The following is a 20160-nucleotide window of genomic DNA, read 5'->3' as shown; positions in this document are numbered from 1 at the left end:
AATCCTCTTATTATAGAAAAATGATCTGATTTACAAATAAAAATCATTAAACTCAATATGAGGTGAAAGTCTTAAAATTTCAAGGAAAAATTAGTAAAACAGATGCAATTTTACAAAATCAGTGATTTTATTCATTGAGATAAATGCGCGCTGAGGCAGAAGCATTTGCTGTCGCAAATGAACCTGAAGGTGCATCGGTAAAACTACCATTGTCCGTTTGAATAATTTGACGTGCCGGTGACTTGGCAACAGCAGGGGCAGCGGCATGGTAATTGTCCGAACTGGCAATAATCCGACCACTATTAGAAGTGCTATTTGAACTGCTCGAACCCGAGACACTTAAACTACCAGCATATAGGTTGCTGTAGCGGCTAGTGACACGGCGGACATAGTCTTGAGTTTCACGAAAAGGTGGGATGCCACCATATTTTGCGACATTGCCTTCACCTGCGTTATAACCAGCTAAGGCAAGTGAGGTGTTGCCATTAAAACGTTTCAGTAGCCAAGATAAATAGCGCGCACCAGCCATAATGTTCTGATGTGGATCGTAGGCATTCGATACATTGAAGCGACGTGCTGTGGCAGGCATGAGTTGCATTAAACCTTGCGCACCGACTGGTGAGCGTGCATTGGTGTTAAAACCAGATTCGGTATGCATCACCGCTTTGATCAGACCTTCGGAAACACCATGTTGGGCCGCGGCTTGTTTAATAATATTGTCAAAGGCATTTTTATTACGGCTATAGCTTGGCAACACAGACGCTTCATTTGAGCCCCAGTTACTATAACTATGGATATTACTGTCCGGATAGTAGGTTTTTTTCTCGACTTTCAGATTGCTATAGCGGCCTTGTTTATTGGTTAGTAGCGTTGTGCCGTTACTTTCACGTAATTGATAGATCGTTTGGCCGGCAAAAATGCTCGGTGCAGCTAAACTGATAGCCACACTTCCACTTAATAACAGCCCCAAAGTCCAAGTATTGTTTTTCATTTTATTGTGAAGAAAAAAATTCTGTCCCCAAACAGTTAAAATAGAGTTTATCAAAAAAAAATCAGATGAAAAGGCTTCGAGGGCTGATTTCTTCTTTACTTTGTAAAAATCAAGTCATTTTGATGATTCAATAATCAAAAAAAATATTTATTTTTTTTTAATGAGCATAACTTGACACATCTAAAGCATTGATAAGTAAGGGATAATAAATTGATCAAAAAATGATCAATTTAAATAGAAGCCTTAAAATAAGGGCAGCTCACCTTGTCAAGTCATTTAAAATCCACAAAGTTATCCACAGCTTTTGTGGACAACTGTGGAAAAGTCCAAAAGATAAGCGTTTCGCCTAAAAAATGAACTCGACCGTATAAAATAATGCGCTGAGGATGACGTGATCATGACAGTATTTTTAGTTTTTTCGGAAATTACATTCTTTTGATGCGAGAAGTCTGCGAATCGGATAAAATTGCGCGGTATTTTTTTTTAGGTTTAACTCGTCTATGTTCTCGCCAGTTGAGTCCGAACAAGGATTTAATTTCAAACCAGAACTACCAACTAGCTCTGCGTATTATCGTTTATTGAAAAAGCTACGCCGTCAGGTCGGTCATGCCATTCGTGATTTTAAAATGATCGAAGAGGGCGACAAGGTGATGGTCTGTATTTCAGGCGGTAAAGACAGTTATACCTTGCTCGACATTTTGTTGCAGTTTAAGCGTATTGCACCGATTAATTTTGATGTGGTTGCGGTCAACCTTGACCAAAAACAACCGGGTTTCCCTGAAGACGTATTGCCACGTTATTTAGAAGAAAACAAAATTCCGTATTACATCTTAGAAAAAGATACCTACAGTATTACCAAACGTTTAACCCCAGAAGGTAAAACGTATTGTGCAGTATGCTCACGTTTACGTCGTGGTTCGTTATACGGCTTTGCTCAAGAAATTGGGGCGACGAAAGTGGCTTTAGGTCATCATCGTGATGATATTTTGGCGACGTTCTTCTTGAACTTGTTCCATGGCGGCAGCTTAAAAGCCATGCCACCGAAATTATTGTCTTCTGACAAAAAGAACATTTTGATTCGTCCACTGGCTTATGTGGAAGAAAAAGACATCATCAAATATGCAGAAATGCGTAAGTTCCCAATTATCCCATGTAATTTGTGTGGTTCTCAGGAAAACTTACAACGTGCGATGTTAAATGACATGCTGCGTACTTGGGATAAAGAATTTCCAAAACGTTTACACAGTATTTTTGGTGCGTTGCAAAATGTATCGCCTTCACAATTGGCTGACCGTGAGTTATTCGACTTTGAAGCCTTGGATGAACAACGCGAATTTGACTTCAAAAATAGCGAAAGTTGTTCAACTGAAGAAGGTGAGCCTGAAAGTAAACGCATTAACATGGTGAACTTAGGTTTTATGGCAGATTAAGCCGAAAACTTCATCACGCAAAAGGCATTCTACGGAATGCCTTTTTTATGCTTATGATTTTTCTCATTTTGTTGTTAAACAGTTAAATATTGAACGGTGCGTACAAAAAACTTTAGCCTTTTCGCAAATGATCATGCTATAACAAGCCTCAAGCAAAATATGCTTGCACTGATGTTGTCCGGAACGGCAACACACACGAACAAAATAAATTGAGGAAAGATCATGCCTGCTTTTTTAACTGATGATTGGTTTTCAACTGTAGAAACTCTGACAGCTCAAGCTGGTGATTTAAACTTACCACCTGCATTGGCTAATCTTGCAATTAACTTAGTGGTTGCTGACGCTGCAGGCAATACTGAATTGTCATTAGACGGTGGTGCAATTAAAAAAGGTTTATCTTCAAACGCGAAAACAACGTTGAACATGGATGCTGAAACATTACGTAAAGTATTCCTTGAGTTTGATATGGCTGCAGCGATGCAAGCGTTTATGACTGGAAAAATTAAAGTACAAGGTGATATGTCACAATTGATGGCATTGCAAACTGCAAAACCAAGTACTGAGCAAAAAGATTTATTCAAAAAAGTACTTGAGCAAACTGCTTAAGTCCAAAACGAAAAAAGCTTACCCGAAGGTAAGCTTTTTTTTGTGCGCTCACATGTAAATGTTAGATGGACGCATATTAGATATTCACCAGTTGTGGTGTGGTTTTAATATGTTCCAAATAAGCACGAATACGTGTCACATATTGCACGGCTTGACGATAACGACCATTGCTGGCTTTGTTACGGTCGAGATAAGCATATAAGTTCACCCACTTATTTGGGTTTTTACCCTGAGCTTGTATGCGCTTTTGAATCTGACTTACAGCACCGGGACCCATGTTATATGCCACTAAGGCATACCAATTACGATCTGGGTATGGAATGTTGCTATAACGGTTTAGCATTTGGTCATAGTACTTAGCACCGCCCTGAATGCTTTGCGTCGCATCTGTACGGTTGCTCACACCCATGGCTTTAGCTGTACTGTTGGTCAGCATCATAATGCCACGAACACCTGTCGGGGATACCGAGTCAGGTTTAAGGTATGACTCTTGATAACCAATCGCTGCCAATAAATGCCAGTCGAGGTCATATTGCTTGGCCGTGTTTTTAAAACTTGCCTTGTAGATCGGCATGCGTTTACTTAAATCACGTTGAATCACATTCCAAGAATCTTGTTTGACCACATTACGGTTGTAGAACGAAGCCAACTGTCCAATTGCGCCATTTTGTTTGGCACGGCAAATAAAGCCACTCGCGGTTTGGCTGAGTGGATCGTCTGCATTTTTAAATACCCAGTTTAAGTTGCTGTTTAAACCATTTTTTTTCAAAGAAACGGTATCACCACAACTGGCTGAAAATGAAGTCAAGTGCTTGGCTTCAATGGTACTCATTTCGGCAGTGGTCATAGCAAAATTGGCTTGACCTTTGGCAACCATTTTTAAAGCAGTGGCATTGTCGTTCACTGTTTTAAAATCTAATTGGACATTTAAACTTTCTGCATAGTTACGTGCAAGGTCGTAACCAAAACCATGTCGATGTTTACCATCCTGAAAAACAATGTCAGGATTGGCAACGGCAACAACAGTGAGTTTATTACTGTTGACGACAGCATCATATTGATGAGCTGTTTTGCTGGCATTAATACTGTGAAAAGGAATTAAGACAGTACTAAGTGCAAGCGCTTTAAATGGGAGAGAGTTAAAAGAGTTAAGGCAAAGCCTCGACCCAGAAGTTGAACTACTGTGCATGTTGTCTCCGCTACAAGTAATTTATGCCCTAAAAAGCAAAGGCAAACACGCCTCAGACTTTTTCAAGTTTGATAAATTCAATAAGGGTTGGGCAGTCATGACGTCATTCAAAAATGACTAGGGGTTTTCGGGAAATGTGTAGAAAATCTACACTGGATAAAAATTAAACAAGCCTAAAAGATGTGCGCATAATAATAAGCAAAAAAATACTTGTCAAATTTTGTACGAAAAAATATTAAAATATGTAACATAAATAATTGATTTTGTTTACGAATAAATTTTATATACTTTGCCTGTGTAGAAATGGAGGATAAAATAGGCATGTTTTGTAAAAATCAGCGCTTGCTCAAGGCCGAAAAATCATCATGAAATCTAACTTAATTACCCGTGGTGGACACGATTTATTGGTCGCTGAACTTCAACATTTATGGCATGAAGAACGACCTGAAATTACCAAAAAAGTGAACTGGGCGGCCAGTCTTGGCGACCGTTCGGAAAACGCGGATTATCAATATAATAAGCAATTGTTACGCAAAATTGACCGACGTGTACGCTATTTGGGAAAACGTTTGGAGGAGCTACGTATTATCGATTATTCACCCGAACAAAAAGGGAAAGTCTATTTTGGGGCGTGGGTCGATATTGAAAATGATGAAGGCGAACAAAAAACGTTAAGGATCGTGGGGGTAGATGAAATTTATGATCATCATCCACAGCATATCTCAATTGATTCACCTATGGCTCGAGCACTCCTGTCCAAGCAAGTGGATGATGAGGTCGAAGTCCTGACCCCACTGGGAAAAAAATGTTGGTATATCAATTCAATTCGTTATGAAATGGGCGAAAGTACTGAAAAATAACAAACTGCTCTTATTTTGTTCAATTGGACGTGTTTTTTACAAAATAATTTGCCATTGCTGAAATTTATTTATATGATGGCGGCCATGGAAGCGTGGCAGAGCGGTTTAATGCACCGGTCTTGAAAACCGACGAGGGCGCGAGTCCTCCGTGAGTTCGAATCTCACCGCTTCCGCCAAATTCAAAAACCCTGATGTTTTTAACATCAGGGTTTTTTTATGTGCGTAAATTTAGGCAATGCAATTTGCCTTGATCTCAATTCAATACATATTGATTGAGCATCTATTTTTCAGCTCGAAGCCAAAATTTTACAATCGCCTAAATTTTGTCTGAACGATTCGCCAAGTGTTCAAAATAAGGCAAAATAATTTGCCAATCTGAATTTTTATTTATATGATAGCGGCCATGGAAGCGTGGCAGAGCGGTTTAATGCACCGGTCTTGAAAACCGACGAGGGTGCGAGTCCTCCGTGAGTTCGAATCTCACCGCTTCCGCCATATTCAAAAAACCCCAATGTTTTACATTGGGGTTTTTTTATTGCCTAAATTTTTTGAATAGTTTTTTTCTATAGGCGAAGCTGATATACAGCATGGATATGACATGCTATTAATTATTCACAATAAACAGAAAACAAGATCAATCGATTTAGAAAAGGAATTCATTCATGCAAAAACCAGAGTTTATTCATGAACTGGAATGGCAAGCGCGTTGTCAATTGGCGGCACTGTATCGCTTGGTGGCTTATTATAAAATGACCGACTTAATTGATACCCATATCAGCCTGCGTTTAAGTCATGAACCTGAGCATTTTTTGATTAATCGTTATGGTGTGACTTTTGACAAAATGACGGCTTCGGATTTGGTCAAAATTGATCATGAAGGCAAAATTGTTGAAACCTATGATGCAGGGAAGATGGTGAATGTAGCAGGCTTTGTGATTCATTCTGCCTTACATCATGCGCGTGCAAATATTAATTGCGTGATTCATACGCATACTGCGGATGGCGTGGCAGTTTCTGCACAGGAACATGGATTATTGCCAATCTCACAACATGCGTTAAAGTTCTATCAGAACATTGCTTATCATGAATATGAGGGCATAGCCTTTTCAACTGAAGAGCGTGAAAGATTGGTACAGGATATGAGGCATTATCGCTGTATGATTTTACGTAATCACGGTTTGCTTGCGACTGGTGATAGTGTGGCACGGGCATTTCATGAAATTTACTTTTTAGAACGAGCTTGTCAAATTCAAGTAAAAGCATTGTCGAGTGCTACATTGCATTATCCAAGTCCGAAGGTTTGTGAACATACGTTGCAGCAGTTTGAAAATCCGATGGCCGAGCCCATTATTCAAGCGGCTTGGCAGGCGGCCTTGTCCTTAATTGACGATCAGCAGTCAGATTATTGCAGATAATATAATTTTCAATCATCTAGCTCATAGAGTATAGGCGCTATGCCTTATGTGCAGAAGAATAGTCATGGCTTGAGCAACGCGTTATCATGTTCATAGTGGAACTATGAGATGAACTATGAAAATCGTTGCAGATGAAAATCTGGCATTTACTGAGTATTTTTTTGCCGAATTTGGTGAAATAAAGCAAGCGGCAGGTCGAACATTGACCCATGCAGATGTCAAAGAAGCCGATGCATTATTGGTACGATCGGTGACTCAGGTAAATGCAGAATTAATTCAACAGACCGCACTCAAATTTGTCGGTAGTGCTACGATTGGAACAGATCATTTAGATATTACTGCTTTAGAAAAGCAGGAGATTGCTTGGTCAAATGCCGCAGGTTGTAATGCACAAGCGGTTGCTGAATATGTGATTACGGCATTGCTTTATGTTAAACCTGAATTGTTGAATGCAAATGAAAAATTTACCTTGGGCATTGTTGGTTTAGGTAATGTCGGTTCACGTTTAGCCGTCATGGCAGAATTATTCGGTTGGAATGTCATTGGCTATGATCCATTTGTGCAATCTGATCAGGTGAAACAAGTTGAATTTGCAGAACTGTTAAAAAGTGCAGATGCGATTAGTACTCATGTGCCACTGACCAAAGAGGGTGAACATCCAACCTATCATTTAATCAATGCTGCTGCGCTTGCTGCTATGAAGCCAACTGCGATCTTGATTAATTCCGCGCGTGGGCCAGTGGTCGAAGAAGCTGCCTTAATTGCCGATATTCAACAGACACAGCGTAAAGTGGTCTTAGACGTTTTTGAGCATGAGCCAGAGATTTCAGCAGCGTTGTTAGATTTAATTTACGTGGTGACACCACATATTGCGGGCTATAGCTTGGAAGGTAAAGCACGTGGCACACAGATGATCTATGAAGCATTTTGTCAAACTTTCAAGCAACCGATAAATAAAGCTTTTGAAAGTCAGTTGCCCGTCTGTGAGCAGTATTTTACGGGTGCTGACTTTAAGACGGTATTACAGCGTTATTTAAAAGATATTTATGACATCGCTCGTGATGATGCCAACTTACGTGCTTGCCTAAAAGACGGCAAGGTGGATCAAAAAGCCTTTGATTATTTACGTAAAACCTATCCTTTACGCCGTGAATGGGCTGCACATGGAGGCCCAGCAGCATGAGTCAAATGAACTTTCAACCGAGTTGTGAACTCACTGCACTTCGTGCACGTGCCACGATGTATGCTCAAATTCGCCAGTTTTTTGCGGCACGTGATGTACTAGAAGTGGAAACACCTGTGCTTTCTCAAGCGGGTGTCACCGATGTGCATTTAGCATCGGTACAGGCTCAGCGCCATGTGAATGGTCAAAAGCAAACGCATTATTTGCAAACTTCACCTGAATTTGCCATGAAACGTCTGTTGGCAAGTGGCAGTGGATCTATTTACCAAATCTGTAAAGTTTTCCGTGATGATGAACATGGACGTAAACACAACAGTGAATTCACCATGTTGGAATGGTACCGTCCGGGTTTTAGCTTAAAAGACTTGATGTTTGAAGTGACTGACCTATTGAATGAAACTTTGAAACAGCGCTTTGGTGAAATTCGTCCGACTATTTTGAGCTATAAGCATGCCTTTATGGATCGTTTGGATTTGAATCCGTTACAAGCCACTTTACAAGAGCTGAAAGATTGCTGTCGTCGTGTGGGGCTAAGCTTAGATCTGGGTGAAGACCGTTTAGGCTATATCGATTTATTGTTCTCGCATTATGTAGAGCCGAGTCTCGGTTTTGATACGCCAGTGTTCCTTACAGATTTTCCACCGGAAATGGCTTCTTTGGCGAAAACCTGTGTGGACGAAGATGGTGAATTGGTTGCAGCACGATTTGAGCTATATATCGAAGGTTTAGAGTTAGCAAATGCTTATGATGAACTGATTGATGCAGACGTTTTACGCCGTCGTTTTGAGGCGGATAATGCAGAGCGCGCTAAACTTGGCTTGCATGTGATGCCGATTGATGAATATTTGCTTGCTGCATTACCGTATATGAGTGAGTGTGCAGGTATAGCCTTAGGCATTGATCGATTGCTAATGGTGGCAACGAATCAGTTAAAACTTGAAAAAGTCATTAGTTTCCCAGCTGATATTTCTTAAAAAATGTCTTGATCGGCTGATGGTAAAATTGGCCGATCAATTTAAATGTTTAGTAAAACCCAAACTATAGGCTTCAAACCCTAAATTTTGATAAAAAGCATGTGCGGCATAGCGTTCAGGACGATTACCACTGTTGAGTAAAATACGTTTTAGACCTTGTCGCCGAGCGCTTTGCTCAATGGCTTGCATGAAGCGTCGCCCTAAACCTTGACCGCGATAACTGGCATCAATGACAAAAGCCTGAATCCGAATAAATCCTTCCTCAAACTCCCAACTGTATTGTTGGATAAAACCTGCATAACCAATGACGCGGTCATCAGCCATCATCACCAAGGTTTGATAATGCTTATCCAAATGAATCAACTGCCAATGCTGTTGGAGTCGCTCTGGTGGTATTTCATAACCCAATTGGAGTGTGAGTTGATGAATGTCGAGGAGATCTTTTGGGAGGTGTAGTGGACGAATTTGGGGATGCATATTGTCAGCTCGATGGTTTGTTTTCCTTAGAGCATAGATGAATGAGCCTTGATGTGAATGCAGATATTTTTCAAAGCTTATCTATATCTGAAAGGGCAAGGTGAAATATTGCAAAAGTTAAAGTTTTAAAAATATAGAAAAGGAAAATATAGAAAAGGTAAATTAAAAAAGCACCCGAAGGTGCTCTAATTATGCTTCAACTGCATATTGACTGGTTTTTAGTTCTGCAATGGCTTGGATACGTCGTTCAATCAGCATTTCACCAATATCCGGCCCTGATACATCAGGTGGAAGATCGGCAGCCTTAATATTACGAACCACCTGCATGGCATCTAAAACGTATTGAGCTTGCGGATAGGCACGATCCTCTAAACCTAAGCGACCACGTGAATCACATTCACAGGCTTGTACAAAGGCCTCTACGCGTTCAGGACGGCGTAGTACATCCATACGTTGTAACAGACGCCATAATGTCCCCGGTTTTAAACTCAAGGCTTGATGGCATTTTAAATGCTCTTTACATACTGAAATGGCCAATTGCTTGGTATTGGTGGGTACACGCATACGGTCACAGACTTCGGTAACCGGTTTTACCCCACGTTCTTCATGCATGATATGGCGTGGTAACTCATCTACTGGAGTAAGTGCTTTGCCTAAGTCGTGTACCAGTACGGCAAAACGAACATCCAGAGAATAATTGGCACGACAGGCTTGCTGTAGCGACATCATGGTGTGAATGCCGCAGTCTATTTCAGGGTGATATTCAGGACGCTGTGGAATACCGTATAACGCATCAATTTCTGGGAACAAGACTTTTAAAGCACCACAGGCTCTTAAGACTCCAAAATATTCATCTGCATGGTCTTCCATTAACGCACGAGACGTTTCCTTCCATACACGTTCAGGTGTAAGGGCTTCAAGTTCGCCAGATTTGGCAAGCTCTTGCATCAGCGCAAGTGTTTCTTCAGCCACTTTAAAACCTAAAGCTTTATAACGTGCCGCAAAACGTGCAATCCGCAGAACTCGCAAAGGATCTTCGACGAAGGCATCAGACACATGGCGAAGGATGCGTCGCTCTAAATCTTGTTGACCATGGTAGGGATCATAAATCTGACCTGCATCATCCATAGCAATCGCATTGATCGTGAGGTCACGTCGAATGAGATCTTGTTCGAGTGTGACATTGACGTCGGTATAAAATTCAAAGCCATGATACCCATGTCCAGACTTACGTTCTGTACGGGCTAAGGCATATTCGTCTTTGGTCTCTGGATGAAGAAAAACAGGGAAATCTTTACCCACAGGTTGATAACCTTGAGCAAGTAATTGTTCCGGCGTTGCACCGACAACGACATAATCTTTTTCGTGATAGGGGTGCCCGAGCAAGTGATCTCGAACTGCACCGCCTACTAAATAAACTTGCATGAAAAAACCTCTATTCTTAGAGCAATCATGCTACAGAACAGAGGTTTTCTCAAGTCACAAAGTGTGTTCAGGTCAACTAAATTAGAGTGCTAATTTTTCGTTTTCTTGAATCTCTGCAACTGTTAATGCAGTCATATTCACTAAACGGCGAGTTGTCGCTGTTGGTGTTAAAATATGAACAGGTTTTGCAGCACCCAAAAGGATTGGGCCAATCGTCACGTTACTACCTGATGTTGATTTCAACAAGTTGAACGAAATGTTCGCTGCATCTAGATTAGGCATAATCAGCAAGTTCGCAGAACCTTTGAAACGTGAGTTCGGGTATGCGAAATGACGAATATTTTCATCTAATGCGGCATCACCATGCATTTCACCTTCAACTTCAAGTTCTGGTGCAATTTCTGACAAAATATCATAAACCTTCCGCATTTTTTGTGCGCTAGGATCATTTTGGTCAGAACCGAAACTTGAGTGAGAAAGCAATGCTACACGCGGTGTAATACCAAAACGGCGTACTTCTTCAGCCGCTAAAATAGTCATTTCAGCAAGCTGTTCAGCTGTTGGGTTACGGTTAATGTAAGTGTCGGCAATAAACAAGTTACGGTCTTCAAGCATCAATGCATTCAGCGTAAAGAAGTTATTGCGGCCTTCTTTTAGTCCAATCACATTGCTGACAAAGTCTAAGTGAATGTCATAGCTAGAATAAGTACCACATAACATACCGTCAGCTACACCATGACGAACCAACATTGCCGCGATAAGTGTTGAACGACGACGTGCTTCACGCTGAGCGTATTCAGGCGTTACACCTTTACGTTGCATGATGCTGTAGTAATCGTCAGCAAACTTATCGTAATCAGGGTTTTTCTCTTGATCGACGATAGTGATGTTCACGCCATCTTCAAGACGTAGACCTAATTTTTTGATGTTTGCTTCAATGACTGCAGGACGGCCGACAAGGATTGGTTTTGCTAAACCTTCATCAACTGCAATTTGTACTGCGCGAAGTACACGTAAATCTTCACCTTCAGCATAGGCAATGCGTTTTGGATCAGTTTTTGCTTGCGCAAAAATTGGTTTCATCATGAATGCAGAGTTATAAACAAACTCAGACAAACGTTGACGATACGCAGAGAAGTCTTGAATTGGACGAGTTGCAACACCTGAATCCATCGCTGCTTGCGCAATAGCAGGTGCAATTTCAAGAATCAAACGTTGATCTAATGGGCGCGGAATGAGGTAATCACGACCAAATGAAGCAGATTTTTCACCATATGATGCAGCATCAGCTTCGACATGTGCCATGCGAGCAATCGCATGTACACAAGCAATCTTCATCTCTTCATTAATCGTAGTTGCACCAACATCTAGTGCGCCACGGAAGATATAAGGGAAGCAAAGCGCATTGTTCACTTGGTTTGGATAGTCTGAACGACCAGTTGCCATAATCACGTCTGGACGTGCTTCATGTGCATGTTCAGGAAGAATTTCAGGGTCTGGGTTAGCAAGGGCAAAGATAATCGGATCTTTCGCCATGACTTTAACCATTTCTTTGGTCAAAATACCTGCTGCTGAAAGACCGAGGAACATGTCCGCACCTTCCATTACATCAGCAAGCTGAGAGCCTTCGATGTCTTGAACGTATGCCTTTTTCGACTCATCCAAGCCTTCACGTTTAGTGGTCAATAAACCGCGTGAATCTGCCACAACGATGTTTTCTTTTTTCACGCCAAGTGCGCAAAGTAAGTTCAAACATGAAAGGGCAGCAGCACCTGCGCCAGAAGCGACAATTTTGATTTCTTCAATTTTTTTGCCATTGAGTTGAAGTGCATTCAGTAATGCAGAACCCACAATGATCGATGTACCGTGTTGGTCATCATGGAACACAGGAATATTCATGCGTTCACGAAGTTTTTGCTCGATGTAGAAACACTCTGGGGCCTTGATGTCTTCAAGGTTGATACCACCGAAAGTAGGTTCTAATGCTGCAACGATATCTACGATTTTGTCTGGATCATTTTCAGCAATTTCAATGTCAAAAACATCAACACCAGCGAATTTTTTGAATAGAACGCCTTTACCTTCCATAACAGGTTTTGACGCTAGAGGACCAATGTTACCTAAGCCCAGTACGGCTGTACCGTTACTGACTACAGCAACAAGATTACCGCGCGCTGTGTAAAGTGCAGCAGTAGATGGGTCGCGTTCAATTTCTAAACAAGGTGCAGCGACACCTGGCGAGTATGCGAGGGCTAAATCGTGTTGGTTGACCAATTGTTTGCTTGGTGTAACGCTGATTTTCCCTGGAGTTGGAAATTCGTGATAATACAAAGCCTGCTGTTTTAAAGATTGATCGTCCATCTGTATCTCGATTGTGTTTTGTTTATCCAATATAAAGCTGAAATGCTTGCTTTATCCGCTTGAATATAACATTAGTTGCACAGTTGGGACAGTCGAAGTCGCGTCTTTTTCAGACAATCTTATAGCTCAGGCATAGTGACTTATATTAAGTATGTATAAGCAGGCGAAGAGATATTATTTTCAAGGAACACGGTTGCCTCTTCTTGTGGCAGTGGCTTAGAGAAAAAATAGCCTTGAGCAATATCACATTCTAAGTCTTGTAGGTACTGTAACTGTTGTTCAGTTTCAATCCCTTCAGCGACTACCGTCATGCCCATCGCTTTACCCATGGCAATCATGGCACTAACGATGGCCAATTGTTTATTTTCACCAATTTTAGAGATAAAACTGCGATCTATTTTTAAAATATCAATTGGAAAATCAGCCAGATAGGATAGAGATGAGTAGCCCGTACCAAAATCATCAAGTGAAATATTGATTTTACGTTTTTTTATTTCGTTTAATAGTTCACGTACTGAATCTAGATTTTCGACCAAAGAGGATTCTGTAATTTCCAGTTCCAGACTGGCACCATCAATTTGATTGGCATCTATCGCTTCATCTAAATCATTTAATAATTGTCCACGGCGCAGTTGCTGTGCAACAATATTGACGGATACACAAATATTTTGATAACCCAAATTGTTCCAAAAACGAATTTGCTGCGCGGTTTTTTGCAGGACAAAACGCCCGATATCGGAAATTAAACTGGTTTGTTCTGCTAAAGGAATAAATAAGCCCGGTGGTATTAAGCCTTTTTCAGGATGATTCCAGCGCACCAAGGCTTCAAAACCGTAAATATTTTTATCACGGAAATTGATCTTCGGTTGGTAATACACCACCAGCTCATTATTTTGAATGGCTTTACGCAAGTCGCGTTCCAAGAAGATCCCTTGCTCTAATAATGCGGTATTTTCATTGGAATAATAACGTGTAGTATTGCCTCCCAAATTTTTAGCTTCGCTCAGCGCTTGTTCTGCACAGTTATTTAGATAATCTAGCTGACGGCCATGCTCAGGATAGAACGCTACACCCATCGATAAGGTGATGACATGTTCTTGGCCAAAAATATTAAATGGAATGCTAAAAGCTTTATTGATGCGTTCACAATGTTCTTGTACTGAAGGGCGGATGTGCGAGATTTCATACACAATCGCAAAATCATCGCCATTTAAGTGTGCGACAAACAGAGCTTCGGCATTGGTTAGACGTAAACGCTGTGCGACTTGGCGTAACAGTTCATCACCACCATTGTTGCTGAGATATTCATTTAATGGACGGAAACGATCGATGTTTAAACGAATGACAGCCAACTGTTTAATCGAATCTTGCTGCGAAACTAAATATTGATGCAGTTGATAGTTGTAATAAAAACGGTTCGGTAAATCCGTTAAGGTGTCATAGTTTTCTAAATATGATAAGCGTTGTTCTTGCAATTTACGTTCGGTCAGGTCTGAAACGATCCCGATATAATGGGTGACACGGTTTTGATCATCGGTAATGGCATTAATATGCATCCACAGCGTCAGTTCTTTACCTGAAAGAAATTTTTCGTGCAATTCACCATCATATTCACCAATTTTCAGCACTTGTTTAATGATCGAGTAGTGCATACTGCGTTGAATTGATTTGTAATTCGCTGTGATATCAAAAAGATGTTTGCCAATAATTTGGTCGTAGTTAAATCCGGTTAATTGTTCGTAAAACGGATTGACTTCGATATAGCACAGTTCTTCATTTAAAATGAAAATTCCTTCAGCGGCTTGTTCGAGTACACTAGCTGCAAGTTTTAAACGTTCTTGTGATGTCCGTTCTTGATGGATATCACGTCGAATACCGACCATGCGCAATGGCTTACGATTATTTGGATCGCGTTGAATGACCCGTCCAATATCATGTACCCAACTCCATTTTCCTTGACTGTTTTGAATCCGATAGGTGGCCTCATAACGGTCTTTAAATCCACGAAGATGTTGAATCATTGCTGATTTAAAATGAGGAATATCATCAGGATGGATCACATGCTGTAATTGTTGTTGATGCTCTTTCGAATGTCTAAGGGTTTTTTCTTGTTTATAGTTGGTGACAACGATTTTACGATCCTTGATATTCCAATCCCAAGGACGTAAACCGGCGATTTCATGCGCAAGGACTAAATTGGCCTGTTGGTTTTCTAAATCCTTGTTCATTTGCTCAATGTCGAAGGTCCGTTCTTTGACTTTTTGTTCAAGGATTTGGTTACCTAGTTGTAATTGTAATTCGATGTCACGTGATTTGTTGACTTCATCTTGGAGCTGCTGACACAGTTCATCAGTCCATTTGACTTGTTGCTTGGCACTATCGACCAGTAGGTTATTTTTAGCATGTAAGGTCGACACACGACGGTGAATTCGATATGACGTCATGGCGCACATTAGAATCACAATGAGCCCAAAATTAATACTCAGGCTAAATAAGTGATTTGAACTATCTAAGAAAAAGAACTGTGCAATCAGATAAGGCACGATAGACGGGATAAATGCCAAACAAAAATAATTGAGTTTTTGCGTTAAATAGGTCAAACCAAAGGTTTGCGTCACGATCAAGAGTAGGGCGGAGAGCGTTAAGGCCTGAATCGGTTCAAAGCTTTGATTGGTCGCAGGTAAATAGTAAAAAATTAAAAAGATACCGCTCGCAATCAGCGTGCCGACTGAAAAACACTGAAACTGTAGCCAACGATGCGCAATCATCAGTGAATATTGTTCAGGTTTAAAATAAACGGTGCTAATCAGCCAGCATAAACTGACAAAAACTTCGGTAAAAATAAACCAAATATTGAAATATAAAGATGGTGATTTATAAAAAATTTGATATATCGAAAAAATATATAAGCAAATAATCAGAATACTGACTAAAAAATAGCGGCTATGGCGAATCGTGTTCGCAATTTGAGCAGTATGATTGTACTGCTTGATATATTCATCTTGTTTATACGTCATGAATATAAAAACCCTGCCTTAACCAAATTTAGATCGTTGTATTTGTATTGTTCCTGAGAGTATTTGTTTATTCTTAGTAACAAATCATTTGTTTTTATTGACTCTAGGGTAATTGCGTTACAAATAAAAAGCAATATCAAGGATGCCATCATTGATGCTTTCAGATGAACCATCGAGTAAAAATTAAATAAATTTATAATTTAAAATTGAAAGTGCAACTACAGGTGCAGTTTCTGTGCGAAGGACACGTTCACCGATACACCAGTTCACAAAACCTTTCTCATTTGCTGCGCTGATCTCGGCTTCGCTCAAGCCACCTTCAGGGCCAATCAGTAAGGCAAAGTGCGGGTCAGCATCTGCTAATACATCAACTTCATCTTTATTGGGTGCGAGTACCAACTTGGTTGTCGGTAGATTACTCTCCAACCATTTTTCAAGGGAAAGGGGCGCAAGTACTTTAGGGACAATGTTGAGACCACATTGTTCACATGCAGCAATAGCAATGCTTTGCCAATGGTCGAGTTTCTTTTGATCACGATCGTACTTCAAACGCATCTCACAACGTTCGGATGTGAGTAGTTGAATTTCAGAAACACCGAGTTCCACCGCTTTTTGAATTGCATAATCCATGCGGTCGCCTTTGCTCATCACTTGACCCAATAGTGCTGTAAAATGTGGTGTGCGATTGCTTGGATTGAATTGCAAAACTTGGACGGCAGCCGACTTTTTAGCGACTTCAACCAATTCAACATGGTATTCGCCACCTTGCCCATTGAACAAAGTGGCAGTTTCGCCCACTTGAGCACGTAAAACTTTTACCCAGTGATGAAACACTGTTTCCGTTAATTCAACAGTCGTATCAACAGTTAAATCAGCTTCAATATAAAAACGTGGCATTAAAGTTTTACTCTCAAAAAGGTCGAAATGTCTTATGCAAGACCGAGGTCTTTCACAAGTTGACGTGTAGGGTCAGTGGTATTCATGGTGTAGAAGTGCAGGCTTGGCGCACCACCAGCAATCAGGCGTTCGCAAAGTTTCACAATCACTTCATGACCAAAGGCTTTGATTGACGCTGTGTCGTCGCCATAAGTCGCAAGCTGTTTGCGAATCCAGCGAGGAATTTCTGCACCTGTACCATCAGCAAAACGAATTAAATTGCTTGCATTGGTAATCGGCATAATGCCTGGAGCGACAGGAATGTTCACGCCTTCTTTTTGAATGCGCTCTACAAAGTAGAAATAGGCATCTGGATTAAAGAAGAACTGGGTGAGTGCTGCATTAGCGCCAGCATTGGCTTTGTCGCAGAAACGTTTGATGTCGAGATCAAAGCTGTCTGCTTGCGGGTGCATTTCTGGGTATGCTGCAACTTCAATTTTGAAATGATCACCAGTATGTTCACGGATGAAACGCACAAGATCTGTTGCATAAGGCAATTCGCCTAAGCCCACCTGACCAGAGGGCAAGTCACCGCGCAGCGCAACAATACGGTCAATGCCTTGTGACTTATACAAATCCAGCAATTCGGCAATACGTTCTTTGCTGTCACCAATACAAGACAGGTGAGGGGCAACAGGTGTGCCTTTACCGTTGAAGTCGTTCAATGTAGACAAAGTACGTTCACGGGTAGAACCGCCTGCACCGTATGTTACAGAGAAAAATTCAGGATTTAATAATTGTAGTTCTTGGTGTACAACTTTAAGTTTTTCCGCGCCCGCATCAGTTTTGGTCGGGAAGAACTCAAAGGAAATAGGAATCTGTTTTGACATGTTCAAATCCTTTTTTTATAAATACTTTTATTTAAAAAAATCCCCTCATCCTAACCTTCTCCCTGAGCCATATATGGCGCAAGAGAAGGGACTTCCATTATGAAAGTAATAGTTATTTGGAGTTAACAACAAATTTGCTTTCACAATGAAGAGTTCCCTCTCTTGCGCTGAGCTTCAAAGCAGTGCTTGAAGCACGCTCAGGAGAGGGTTAGGGAGAGGTATTTATAAAACTTAGTATTTATAAGCCTCAGCTTTGAACGGGCCTTCAACTTGAACACCGAGGTAATCCGCTTGTTCTTGAGTCAAAGTCGTCAATACGCCACCGAAACCTGCAACCATTGCTGCAGCAACTTCTTCATCTAATTTCTTAGGAATAAGTTCTACGCGGATCGCAGCTTGTTTTTGATCTTCAGGAAGATCAGCAAATTTTTCAGCGAATAGGTGCATTTGACCCAATACTTGGTTGGCAAAAGAACCATCCATAATACGTGAAGGGTGACCGGTTGCATTACCAAGGTTCACCAAACGGCCTTCAGAAAGAAGGATTAAGTAATCGTTTTCATTTTCTGTACGATACACTTGGTGAACTTGCGGCTTAACTTCAACCCACTTGTAACCACGTAAATAGTTAGTGTCGATTTCTGTGTCGAAGTGACCGATGTTACAAACCACAGCGCCCGCTTTTAATGAATCAAGCATTGCTGCGTCACATACGTGGTAGTTACCAGTAGTCGTTACGATCAAGTCAGTATTTTGAAGAAGGTCAAGGTTGATGTCTTCTTTCTTGCCAGTTTGAACGCCATTTTTGTACGGAGCAACAACTTCGAAACCGTCCATGCATGCTTGCATTGCGCAGATTGGGTCAACTTCAGTTACACGTACAATCATGCCTTCTTGACGAAGTGATTGAGCAGAACCTTTACCTACGTCGCCATAACCGATCACAAGCGCACGGCGGCCAGATAAAAGCATATCTGTACCACGTTTGATGGCATCATTTAGAGAGTGACGGCAACCGTATTTGTTGTCGTTTTTAGACTTAGTTACAGAGTCGTTTACGTTGATTGCAGGAACTTTTAAAGTACCGTCGCGGTGCATTTCGTAAAGACGTTGAACACCTGTAGTGGTTTCTTCAGTAATACCGTGGATTTTAGCAATTACTTCTGGGTATTTTTCGTGAACAAGTGCAGTTAAGTCACCGCCATCGTCCAGAATCATGTTGGCATCCCAAGGTGTGCCGTTTACATTGATTTGCTGTTCAAGACACCACATGTATTCTTCTTCAGTTTCGCCTTTCCAAGCAAATACTGGAATACCCGCAGCAGCGATTGCAGCAGCAGCGTGGTCTTGAGTAGAGAAGATGTTGCACGAAGTCCAGCGAACTTCTGCGCCCAATTCAACTAGAGTTTCAATTAAAACTGCAGTTTGAATGGTCATGTGGATACAGCCTAGGATTTTCGCGCCAGCAAGCGGTTTAGCCGCTGCATAGCGTTTACGAAGGCCAATAAGCGCTGGCATTTCTGCTTCAGCAAGTTTGATTTCTTTACGGCCGTAGTCAGCTAGTGAAATATTGGCAACTTTGTAATCTGTAAATGAAGCATTAACCGCGTTCATCACGATCTCCTTAATAAAAACAATTGATCATTCAGTTCGCGGATGCCGTTGTTGATTGGAACGAGTGTCCAACCGAATCGTCGAGCCTAGCGATCTTATATTTAGTGCCTATAAGAAAGTCGCAGCATCCCTCGACTAGGGCAGTATTGTACTTGGAAATAGAGTGAGTTCCAATCAAAAATTGGTTAATATGTAGATGAATAATCTGATAATAAAAAGATAATAACGTACATATCATGAATATATTAAAATTTAATATTTTCCTAGTTTTACTCGTATCTTCACAAGCTGTCTCAGCAAGGCGAGGCGACTTTTCACCACAAGATATTTTTTTTCTGCCTTTAATTTTGATTGGGGTTTTATCCTTATTTAAATTTTCAGGCTTTATTGAAAATTATACGAAAGGCTTAAATTTAACCCTTAGAGTAGTCATAAAAGCAGTGAGTTTTATTATTTTGATTGGCATCATTGCCCTTATAATTATCGGGATAGGGCTAATTTCTGAGTATATTCCTGAAAAATGGTCGATGATATTCTAGTGCAATTTTAAATATAAAAAATTGGAAGCTAATAATGAAAAAATTAACTGCATTCATATGCTTGTGTTTTTCAGCACTAACATATGCCAACGATTCAACAGGCTACGTGGCAACAGGCGGTGTGCAATACCTGAAAAATAAAGATATTCAAATGTTCAGTGAAGACCTGTTTATTAGTAAAAAAATTAGGGTGTGTTGACATTTACAGCCGATAAATTGAGCTAAAGAGGCAACCATATAAATATACAAGCTAAAGCAACAGCGCTTTGATAGTTACGTTTTAGCTTATCGTATCTTGTGGCAATTCCTCTAA

General features: G+C 40.8%; 16 protein-coding genes, 2 tRNA genes and 2 pseudogenes. 10 read left to right on the top strand and 10 right to left on the bottom strand.

Annotated elements, in window-relative coordinates; translation table 11 throughout:
- Positions 1–127: 127 nt before the first annotated feature.
- On the bottom strand, positions 128–991 hold the full coding sequence (locus FTU16_RS00100; protein ID WP_180020710.1) for a lytic transglycosylase domain-containing protein: 864 nt from the start codon (positions 989–991) through the stop codon (positions 128–130).
- A gap of 500 nt (positions 992–1491) precedes the next feature.
- On the opposite strand from FTU16_RS00100, the gene ttcA reads away from it, so the two are divergent.
- Together ttcA and FTU16_RS00090 are read left to right on the top strand one after the other, a co-directional pair.
- Positions 1492–2421 carry a tRNA 2-thiocytidine(32) synthetase TtcA gene (ttcA, locus tag FTU16_RS00095; RefSeq protein WP_078190435.1) on the top strand — a complete coding sequence of 310 codons (930 nt, stop codon included), beginning with the start codon at positions 1492–1494 and terminating at the stop codon, positions 2419–2421.
- Between the two features lie 222 nt (positions 2422–2643).
- The gene (locus FTU16_RS00090; RefSeq protein ID WP_078190434.1) at positions 2644–3027 is read left to right on the top strand and encodes an SCP2 sterol-binding domain-containing protein; all 384 of its coding nucleotides are present in this window, start codon (positions 2644–2646) and stop codon (positions 3025–3027) included.
- Positions 3028–3103: 76 nt separating this feature from the next.
- Here the strand turns inward: FTU16_RS00090 and FTU16_RS00085 are convergent, their stop codons facing one another.
- Positions 3104–4216 carry a transglycosylase SLT domain-containing protein gene (locus FTU16_RS00085; protein WP_180003373.1) on the bottom strand — a complete coding sequence of 371 codons (1113 nt, stop codon included), beginning with the start codon at positions 4214–4216 and terminating at the stop codon, positions 3104–3106.
- A 365-nt stretch (positions 4217–4581) separates the two neighbouring features.
- Between FTU16_RS00085 and greB the strand changes: the two genes are divergently transcribed.
- The 6 genes from greB (at position 4582) to epmA (ending at position 8648) form a co-directional block, all read left to right on the top strand.
- Complete coding sequence (greB, locus tag FTU16_RS00080; protein ID WP_180003371.1) at positions 4582–5076, top strand: transcription elongation factor GreB; 495 nt, start codon at positions 4582–4584, stop codon at positions 5074–5076.
- 86 nt (positions 5077–5162) lie between these two features.
- Positions 5163–5252: transfer RNA gene (locus FTU16_RS00075), tRNA-Ser, on the top strand.
- A gap of 229 nt (positions 5253–5481) precedes the next feature.
- Positions 5482–5571 (top strand) — tRNA-Ser (locus FTU16_RS00070).
- Between the two features lie 167 nt (positions 5572–5738).
- Positions 5739–6491, top strand: a complete 753-nt coding sequence (locus tag FTU16_RS00065; RefSeq protein WP_180162440.1) for a class II aldolase/adducin family protein — start codon at positions 5739–5741, stop codon at positions 6489–6491.
- A 115-nt stretch (positions 6492–6606) separates the two neighbouring features.
- Positions 6607–7674, top strand: a complete 1068-nt coding sequence (locus tag FTU16_RS00060) for a 4-phosphoerythronate dehydrogenase (protein ID WP_180162439.1) — start codon at positions 6607–6609, stop codon at positions 7672–7674.
- Between the two features lie 5 nt (positions 7675–7679).
- A complete protein-coding gene (gene epmA, locus FTU16_RS00055; protein ID WP_373683874.1) occupies positions 7680–8648 on the top strand; it encodes an EF-P lysine aminoacylase EpmA in 969 nt (322 codons plus the stop codon).
- Positions 8649–8684: 36 nt separating this feature from the next.
- Here epmA and FTU16_RS00050 read toward each other — a convergent pair whose 3' ends face one another.
- From FTU16_RS00050 to ahcY, 7 genes are all read right to left on the bottom strand, one after another.
- The gene (locus FTU16_RS00050; protein ID WP_180049066.1) at positions 8685–9125 is read right to left on the bottom strand and encodes a GNAT family N-acetyltransferase; all 441 of its coding nucleotides are present in this window, start codon (positions 9123–9125) and stop codon (positions 8685–8687) included.
- 189 nt (positions 9126–9314) lie between these two features.
- A complete protein-coding gene (locus FTU16_RS00045) occupies positions 9315–10550 on the bottom strand; it encodes a multifunctional CCA addition/repair protein (RefSeq protein WP_180162437.1) in 1236 nt (411 codons plus the stop codon).
- 81 nt (positions 10551–10631) lie between these two features.
- On the bottom strand, positions 10632–12911 hold the full coding sequence (locus FTU16_RS00040) for an NADP-dependent malic enzyme (protein WP_078192090.1): 2280 nt from the start codon (positions 12909–12911) through the stop codon (positions 10632–10634).
- A 140-nt stretch (positions 12912–13051) separates the two neighbouring features.
- Positions 13052–15928: an EAL domain-containing protein gene (locus FTU16_RS00035; RefSeq protein WP_180162436.1), complete on the bottom strand. Its 2877-nt coding sequence runs from the start codon at positions 15926–15928 to the stop codon at positions 13052–13054.
- Positions 15929–16111: 183 nt separating this feature from the next.
- Positions 16112–16825: a 16S rRNA (uracil(1498)-N(3))-methyltransferase gene (locus FTU16_RS00030; RefSeq protein WP_180055741.1), complete on the bottom strand. Its 714-nt coding sequence runs from the start codon at positions 16823–16825 to the stop codon at positions 16112–16114.
- A 32-nt stretch (positions 16826–16857) separates the two neighbouring features.
- On the bottom strand, positions 16858–17694 hold the full coding sequence (metF, locus tag FTU16_RS00025) for a methylenetetrahydrofolate reductase [NAD(P)H] (RefSeq protein ID WP_168378282.1): 837 nt from the start codon (positions 17692–17694) through the stop codon (positions 16858–16860).
- 231 nt (positions 17695–17925) lie between these two features.
- Positions 17926–19308 carry an adenosylhomocysteinase gene (gene ahcY / locus FTU16_RS00020; protein WP_180162435.1) on the bottom strand — a complete coding sequence of 461 codons (1383 nt, stop codon included), beginning with the start codon at positions 19306–19308 and terminating at the stop codon, positions 17926–17928.
- 236 nt (positions 19309–19544) lie between these two features.
- Here ahcY and FTU16_RS00015 point away from each other — a divergent pair, with 236 nt between their 5' ends.
- Entirely contained in the window at positions 19545–19847 is a 303-nt protein-coding gene (locus tag FTU16_RS00015; RefSeq protein WP_111883908.1) for a hypothetical protein, read from the top strand.
- Positions 19848–19881: 34 nt separating this feature from the next.
- Positions 19882–20034: pseudogene (locus FTU16_RS00010) on the top strand (DUF4424 family protein); the annotation flags it as partial.
- Between the two features lie 34 nt (positions 20035–20068).
- On the opposite strand, the pseudogene FTU16_RS00005 reads toward FTU16_RS00010, so the two are convergent.
- A pseudogene (locus FTU16_RS00005) lies at positions 20069–20160 on the bottom strand (IS5/IS1182 family transposase); the annotation flags it as partial.

Origin of the sequence: Acinetobacter sp. YH12069 (assembly GCF_013419675.1) — a bacterium.
Taxonomy (GTDB): domain Bacteria; phylum Pseudomonadota; class Gammaproteobacteria; order Pseudomonadales; family Moraxellaceae; genus Acinetobacter; species Acinetobacter amyesii.
The sequence above is the reverse complement of the archived record's forward strand: the minus strand, read 5'-3'. Positions and strand labels throughout refer to the sequence as shown.